Origin of the sequence: Akkermansia muciniphila (assembly GCF_900184965.1) — a bacterium.
Lineage (GTDB): Bacteria > Verrucomicrobiota > Verrucomicrobiia > Verrucomicrobiales > Akkermansiaceae > Akkermansia > Akkermansia muciniphila_A.
The window spans coordinates 141,788-147,988 of sequence record NZ_FXYA01000204.1 but is presented as its reverse complement, the minus strand read 5'-3'; the positions used below and the strand labels follow the sequence as shown (position 1 = coordinate 147,988).

Genomic DNA, 6,201 nt, shown 5'->3' with positions numbered 1-6,201 from the left:
CCCGCCGGCGAGGCACGAATACGACTACGACGCGCTGGGCCGTCCGACCCGGCGCAGGGACACGTGGAACACGGCGGCGCCCAAAACGACGCGTTTGTTCACCTACAACAGCCGCGGCGAACTGATCGGAGACCAGCTCAGGCCTGGAGGGCGCTTCGGCTACCAGTACGACAACATCGGCAACCGGAAGGAAGCCTTCGAATTCGGCAACACGACGGCCTATGAAACCGACGAACTCAACCGGTACGCGGGCATCGCCGGAAATGGCGCGGCGGCATTCGTTCCCCAATACGACGCCGACGGCAACCAGACGCTGGTGAAAACTTCCACCGGCATCTGGACAGTCACCTACAACGCCGAAAACCGGCCCGTGAAATTTGAAAGCGAGGACGGCGGGACAACCGTGGAATGCGCCTACGACTCCATGGGCAGGAGGTTTGAGAAAAAAGTGACGGTCGGAGGGACAACGGCCTTCCACGCGCGCTACCTCTACCGGGACTACCTGCAGGTGGCGGAGTGCGACTTGACCGGGGAAACGCCGGCGCTTGTGCGCAGCTACCTCTGGGACCCCTCGGAACCTGAGGCCGCGCGCATCCTGGCCATGACGCGCTGGGAGGCGAACGGGACGCAGGTGAAGGAGCATCTCTACTGCATGCACGACGCGATGAAGAACGTCACCTCCCTCTTCGGGGAAGCGCGCGGGCGCCGCGCCCTGTACGAATACCGTCCGTATGGAGGGCTGGTCACGTCGGAAGGCAACATGGCGCAAGAGAACAAATTCCGCTTCTCGTGCGAATACATGGACGACGAGCTCGGCCTCATCTACTACAACTACCGGCATCTCAATCCGCACGACGGCAGGTGGATCAGCCGAGATCCCATCGCGGAACAAGGAGGGTGGAATTTGTTCGCCTTTGTAGGAAATAGAGCTTATTATCAGTACGATAAATTAGGATTATGGCTCGCAAGACGCCATAGAAGGCTAACAAGACGTTCTCTTTCCTCCTATAAATTCCAAATTGATATTAATGGTAAAAGTATTTCTCTTCCCATTAAGAAAGAGTTATTAGAGATTATTGTTGAAGCAAATGTAGATACGGATTCTGGAGAGATGGGTAAAAACCAAGCTTATCATTATTGCACAGGATTGGACAGTAATGAGACCTTTGAAACAGCTAAAAGAAATTATATTTCTACCCTTGCTATAGAATCTAAAAAATTCTATGATACAATATCTAAACAAATGATATCGTTGGAAGATTGTAAAGAAGCATTGAAAACGCTTGGACATTTAAATCACATGTGGCAAGATTACTATGCCCATGGAGTAGAAGAGGACAATGCCAAAAAAGCAGTTGTAGGGAAAATTCAAGGATCTCCTGAAATGCCAATAATGATTCCCGTATCTTTTGGCTCTATGGGATTTAAAGGAGGACATGGAGGTTTTTGGAGAGTTATGAATCCATTTTCGAGAGTTGAACCAGGTGATAGAGCCACTGATTCAAATATTCGAAAACAACAAGCAAAATCTTATACAAAAATACACTCGATTCCATTTTTAAGCGCCTGGTTTGCAAAATGTAAATGTCATTTTTATAGTGAAGAGATTAATAGATAATTTTGTTTTATTTAAAATATTATGAATATTTCTTTATTTCAAATAATAGTTAGCCATATATTTGTTATGCCTTTACTAGCTTTAGGAGAGTCACATGTCTTTCCAGAGACTCATATAATTTCAAAATTGGATATCTCTTGTTTTTCTAATAATTGTATTTATGATCGCGGTTCTCATCCAACCATGTCATTTTCAGACGATGGAAAACATTTTGCCGTGTGGGATGACGAGTATGTAGAAATTTATGAATTAAATACTAAGGATGTAAAATCCTGTCAACGTTTGACATTAATTAAAAAACATCCTTGGGGAAATGTTTATAGGGGAAGACGTGAACAAGCTGTTTCCGATGTTTCGAGTAATATTATTTTTAATGGTACTGCTCGGAAGTATATTCCTTTACTTTATTCTTCATCCCTGTTTCCTAGAAATTTTCAAATACTTAAATCTTATATCATTAAAAATGAAAAATTAATAGAAAAATATAATTTTTTACTCCACGAAAAGGCAATTTGCTTGGAGATGTTAGGTGGATATAAGTCTTCATCCGAGGCTCAACCGTTGCTCTTAGGATCTATAAATTTCAAGCCGATGACATTTCTTGAGCAAACAAATTTTTCGTTTAAAGAGTCAGAATATGGGACTCCGGCTGATAGTATGTTATCGTCTGATATGACTCGAGCTTGTATTTCCTCCTCTGTTCCAGAAGCGATTTTTTCTTTCTATCAGGGTAAACAGAAAGTAATAGATATTACTCCCAAACTTCTTCGATTAGAACATAGGCTTTGGAAAACATCCATTTCTTCCCTCTCTGATGATGGAACACTTCTTGCAGTTATATTTACTTATGCAGGCAGGTTTACTGCTCCTTGGAATTTTAAAACAGCTATTGCTTTCATAGATACAGAGAATAAGAAAATAAAAAATATTATAACACTGTCTGGGATTCGTAAGATGACATTTTGTTTTTCAAATGATAAAAGTAAAGTTGCTATCTGGGAAAATGGAGAAAAAGTGATACGCATATATTATTTATATTCAAAATATTAAATTTCAGAATTATGAAGAATAGTCTTGCTGTAAGATTTTCAGAACATCCTGACTATTGATATTCATCAAATTGATCTGATGAAAAATCGAGGAAATCAACGAAACAAGACTAAGTGAATAATTCCGTAAAATATGATGATATCAAAAAATGTTGTTTTTCTATGTAGCGCATTGCTCTGCTCCTGCTCAGAAGATGTTGATTTGTATCAATTTGATTTAAATAATCATTCCGTTACAACACACAGGAGAGGTTTATATAGATGCCCGCCGGAAGAGTTATATAAAAAATATCCTTTTAAAAAATATTCCTGGAAAGAAAAGAAAACAATAGCCAAGTCTTTTGTTATTGGGACAACAACTCAACAAGAAGTAATAGACATTTTAGGAGTTGATATAGTAGGAAGTGATAATCCTCCTGTCATAGATAGTTTGGGTTATCGTTGTAACAAGAGCGATCCGGAGTATCCCGGTGACGAATGGCTAAAATTTCTTGAATTTAACTTTAATGAAGAAGGAAAACTTGTTAATTATTATGAATTAAAAGTTCCCTATCCTGTTCCTCATTAATATTCTTGTTATTTATACAATGTTCCTTCCGGCATAAGCCGGAAGGAACATTTGCTATATGAAGATGAGCAAACATCCATCCTGCCTTACCTATCAAAAAACAAATGATTTCATAAATTTTTAAAAAATAAACATAATTAGTTAATATGAAGATTAATATTTGTCCTGAATTGTGGGAAAAGTATCTTGGCAAGTGGAATTTTTCTATTTTTCTAGATTATTGTCTTGAAATAAAAAGAAACAGAAAATCAATTAGTATTGATATATTTGATATATTAAGAGATGAAAAATGTGTGTTAATTCCAATTAAATTAAGTGATGAATACTTGTCTTTTTGGATGCGTAGCAGTTGGACAAATATTAAATTCTCAATTTTTCAACATTTAAAAAATGAAACTCTTATAGTAGATTTTTCGGATTGTGACATTTATAAAAAGACATTTCCAGTACAAATTAACCAATCTCATAAATATATCGTTGACTTTAACGCTTCCAAAATGCCGAAATGGATTTACGGGACATGGCAGACAACAGATGGTTTAGAGTATATGAATATAAGCCGCGACGATACTAATTTATCAATAGCCCTTTGGTCTGATTTTGGGGATATTCCACCAACTCAAAATCGCAGTTTTCGTAAGATTATTTCAGTCTATGATATAGATAGTTTTAATATCAAGATGATTGTGAAAGGATATGATTACAGTAATAAGATTAGAGAAATAGTAATATTATTCGATTCTCATGCGAAAGAAGTGAGATTAATTTATTCGAGATCGGTAGAAGCTAAACGAATATGAATAATGTTTAGTTCTTTTTTATTTGATGATTTTCATTATAATAAATTTTAAATATAATTCACTTATTTTTATTAAAAACTCCTTCCACTATCATATTGGAAGGAGTTTTTTTGAAATTATTTAGAATAGGCCACGACAACACTGTCACGACTCGAACCGACCTAGTCGGTCGAGTTGTCAGTATGACGGACACCGCCGGAAATGCAGTCGTAACGAGGGAATACGCTTACGATAGCCTGGCAAGGCCCGTCACGCGGCGCACGGCCCGCCAGGGGAATACCGTCAACGACAGCTTTGCCTGCAACAGCCGGAGCGAACTGACCGCCGCCGTCAGCGGCAGGACATACGGCTACAGTTACGACAACATCGGCAACCGGAAAACCGCGCGGGAAGACGCGGAAGAAGCGACCGCCTACACAACCGGCCCGCTCAACCAATACACCGCCATCGAGCGCGGAGAATAAGCCGCCTTTGAACCGGTTCACGACGCGGACGGAAATCAGACATTGATAAGGACATCCACCGGCATCTGGCAAGTCGCCTACAACGCGGAAAACCGCCCGGTGCGTTTCGGCAATGAAAGCGCCAAAACCGTGGTGGAATGCCCCTACGACTACATGGGCAAGCGGCACACCCGCAAAGTGAGCGTCAACGGGACGGTGAGCAGCTACCTGCGCTACATGTACCGTGGCTACCTGCAAATAGCCGCCATAGATGCCGTCAGCGGAGTCTTCCGATGGTTCCTGTTCTGGGACCCAACTCAGCCTGAGGCTGCGCGCCCGCTGGCCATCCGCAAAGACGGCACCTGAGTGGAGCTATGACAAGTGGTGCAATTGGTAGTGCTGGTGCCGGTGTTGGTGCTGCTCCTGGATCTGTAGTTGGCGCAAGGATAGGTGCGTTAATAGGAGATGTCACTGGTTGGTGGGTTGGTACGTCAATTGCAGAACGTGTATATGATTGGATATTCACAGAATTAGAAAAAGAAGAGTATGAAGTTGTATGTGCAAAAAATTAGTTTTTATTATTTGTCGTGGTATATTAGTTATATTTATTTGTAAAATTTTATAAAAATGAATCGAAAAATAAATAAGTACTATTTTGATATTAATAGTGAAGCAAATTATATTTTTTTGAATGCAAAAATGGTTTGCATTATATGCTGTCCAATTCAATATGTTCATATATTCCGGAGTTGCCGCCGAATGCCCGTGAATATCCAAACAAGTGGAATTCGCAGAAATGGAATAAATGTGGTAAAAAATGGATTTCTTTTCTATGGCGGGGTTTTTCCTGTGAAGATAATAACTGTGTTCCTTCGCATGAGCACTATTCTCATTTACATATTGGTTTTCAGTCCAGTACGGATACCCTTTATTTCATGAATAATGGGGCGGTAATTCACTTTTTCTTAAAGAAAAAAAAGGGGAAAAAAGAGATAGAGGAAATTCGTTTTTATACAAGTCAGCAGGCTGATAGAAATGGAATTCGCATTCAGAATTATTTACATAATTCCTCTTATCAAAATATTCCTCTTTATTGGGAAGGGACAGATGGTCTTTATCCTCTTGAAGGAGGATTTATTGTCACACCAAGTTTTTGTTCCAGCGGAAAGCTTTGCGATATGAAAGCTTATGAACTTAATCATATTGAAAATTCACGCAGTATCGATTTTGTGCAAGGAGCTTTTAGTCTGGCAAAATATCCGGAAGAAAGCCGTGCATTTAGAGAGCTTCCTTCGTATTTCTGCGAACTGACAGATTCTTCATTTGACTATAAATCATGGGAGATGGCTATGACAGCGGAATCCATTCCTCTGGAACACAACTGTGTTCATCCGTTTTATAAAAATGGCATATGTATAGCTGAATTGGTAATTGTTAATTTAATATGGGGAACTTCTTATTATCCCTATCAAGATTCATATGTACTTTTGTTACGCTACTCTCCATCAGTAGAATCTTGTGTTATCCAACTTGTTGACCTTGTATTGGAAAAATTTCCCAGTATCAGATTAATAGAAAATAAAGAAATTATATGATGATTTTGTCTAATTTTGAAAACTATTTTTAATCATCAGAAGATGATGCGAAACACTGAAAGCTGTCCTGATGCCAAAAAGAGATAGAAAGCTTAGCAGCGGAGGAAAGCAGCTGTTTCAGGGTATTC

8 protein-coding genes are annotated in these 6,201 nt (G+C 39.8%); all 8 read left to right on the top strand.

Going from position 1 to position 6,201, the window contains the following annotated elements:
• Positions 1-1,618 (top strand): RHS repeat domain-containing protein (locus CI070_RS08655; protein WP_143245736.1); only part of this gene is annotated, 1,618 nt, incomplete at its 5' end.
• Between the two features lie 21 nt (positions 1,619-1,639).
• Positions 1,640-2,668: a hypothetical protein gene (locus tag CI070_RS13160; RefSeq protein WP_143245735.1), complete on the top strand. Its 1,029-nt coding sequence runs from the start codon at positions 1,640-1,642 to the stop codon at positions 2,666-2,668.
• A gap of 132 nt (positions 2,669-2,800) precedes the next feature.
• Complete coding sequence (locus tag CI070_RS13155; RefSeq protein ID WP_143245734.1) at positions 2,801-3,235, top strand: hypothetical protein; 435 nt, start codon at positions 2,801-2,803, stop codon at positions 3,233-3,235.
• A gap of 146 nt (positions 3,236-3,381) precedes the next feature.
• On the top strand, positions 3,382-4,035 hold the full coding sequence (locus CI070_RS08650) for a hypothetical protein (protein WP_022196895.1): 654 nt from the start codon (positions 3,382-3,384) through the stop codon (positions 4,033-4,035).
• A 182-nt stretch (positions 4,036-4,217) separates the two neighbouring features.
• Positions 4,218-4,499 (top strand): hypothetical protein, encoded by a 282-nt coding sequence (locus tag CI070_RS08645; protein ID WP_094137376.1) that lies wholly within the window; start codon positions 4,218-4,220, stop codon positions 4,497-4,499.
• Between the two features lie 42 nt (positions 4,500-4,541).
• Positions 4,542-4,844, top strand: a complete 303-nt coding sequence (locus CI070_RS08640) for a hypothetical protein (protein WP_094137375.1) — start codon at positions 4,542-4,544, stop codon at positions 4,842-4,844.
• 8 nt (positions 4,845-4,852) lie between these two features.
• On the top strand, positions 4,853-5,050 hold the full coding sequence (locus CI070_RS13150) for a DUF6861 domain-containing protein (RefSeq protein WP_143245733.1): 198 nt from the start codon (positions 4,853-4,855) through the stop codon (positions 5,048-5,050).
• Positions 5,051-5,413: 363 nt separating this feature from the next.
• The gene (locus CI070_RS13145) at positions 5,414-6,073 is read left to right on the top strand and encodes a hypothetical protein (protein ID WP_179219371.1); all 660 of its coding nucleotides are present in this window, start codon (positions 5,414-5,416) and stop codon (positions 6,071-6,073) included.
• The last annotated feature ends 128 nt before the right edge of the window (positions 6,074-6,201 follow it).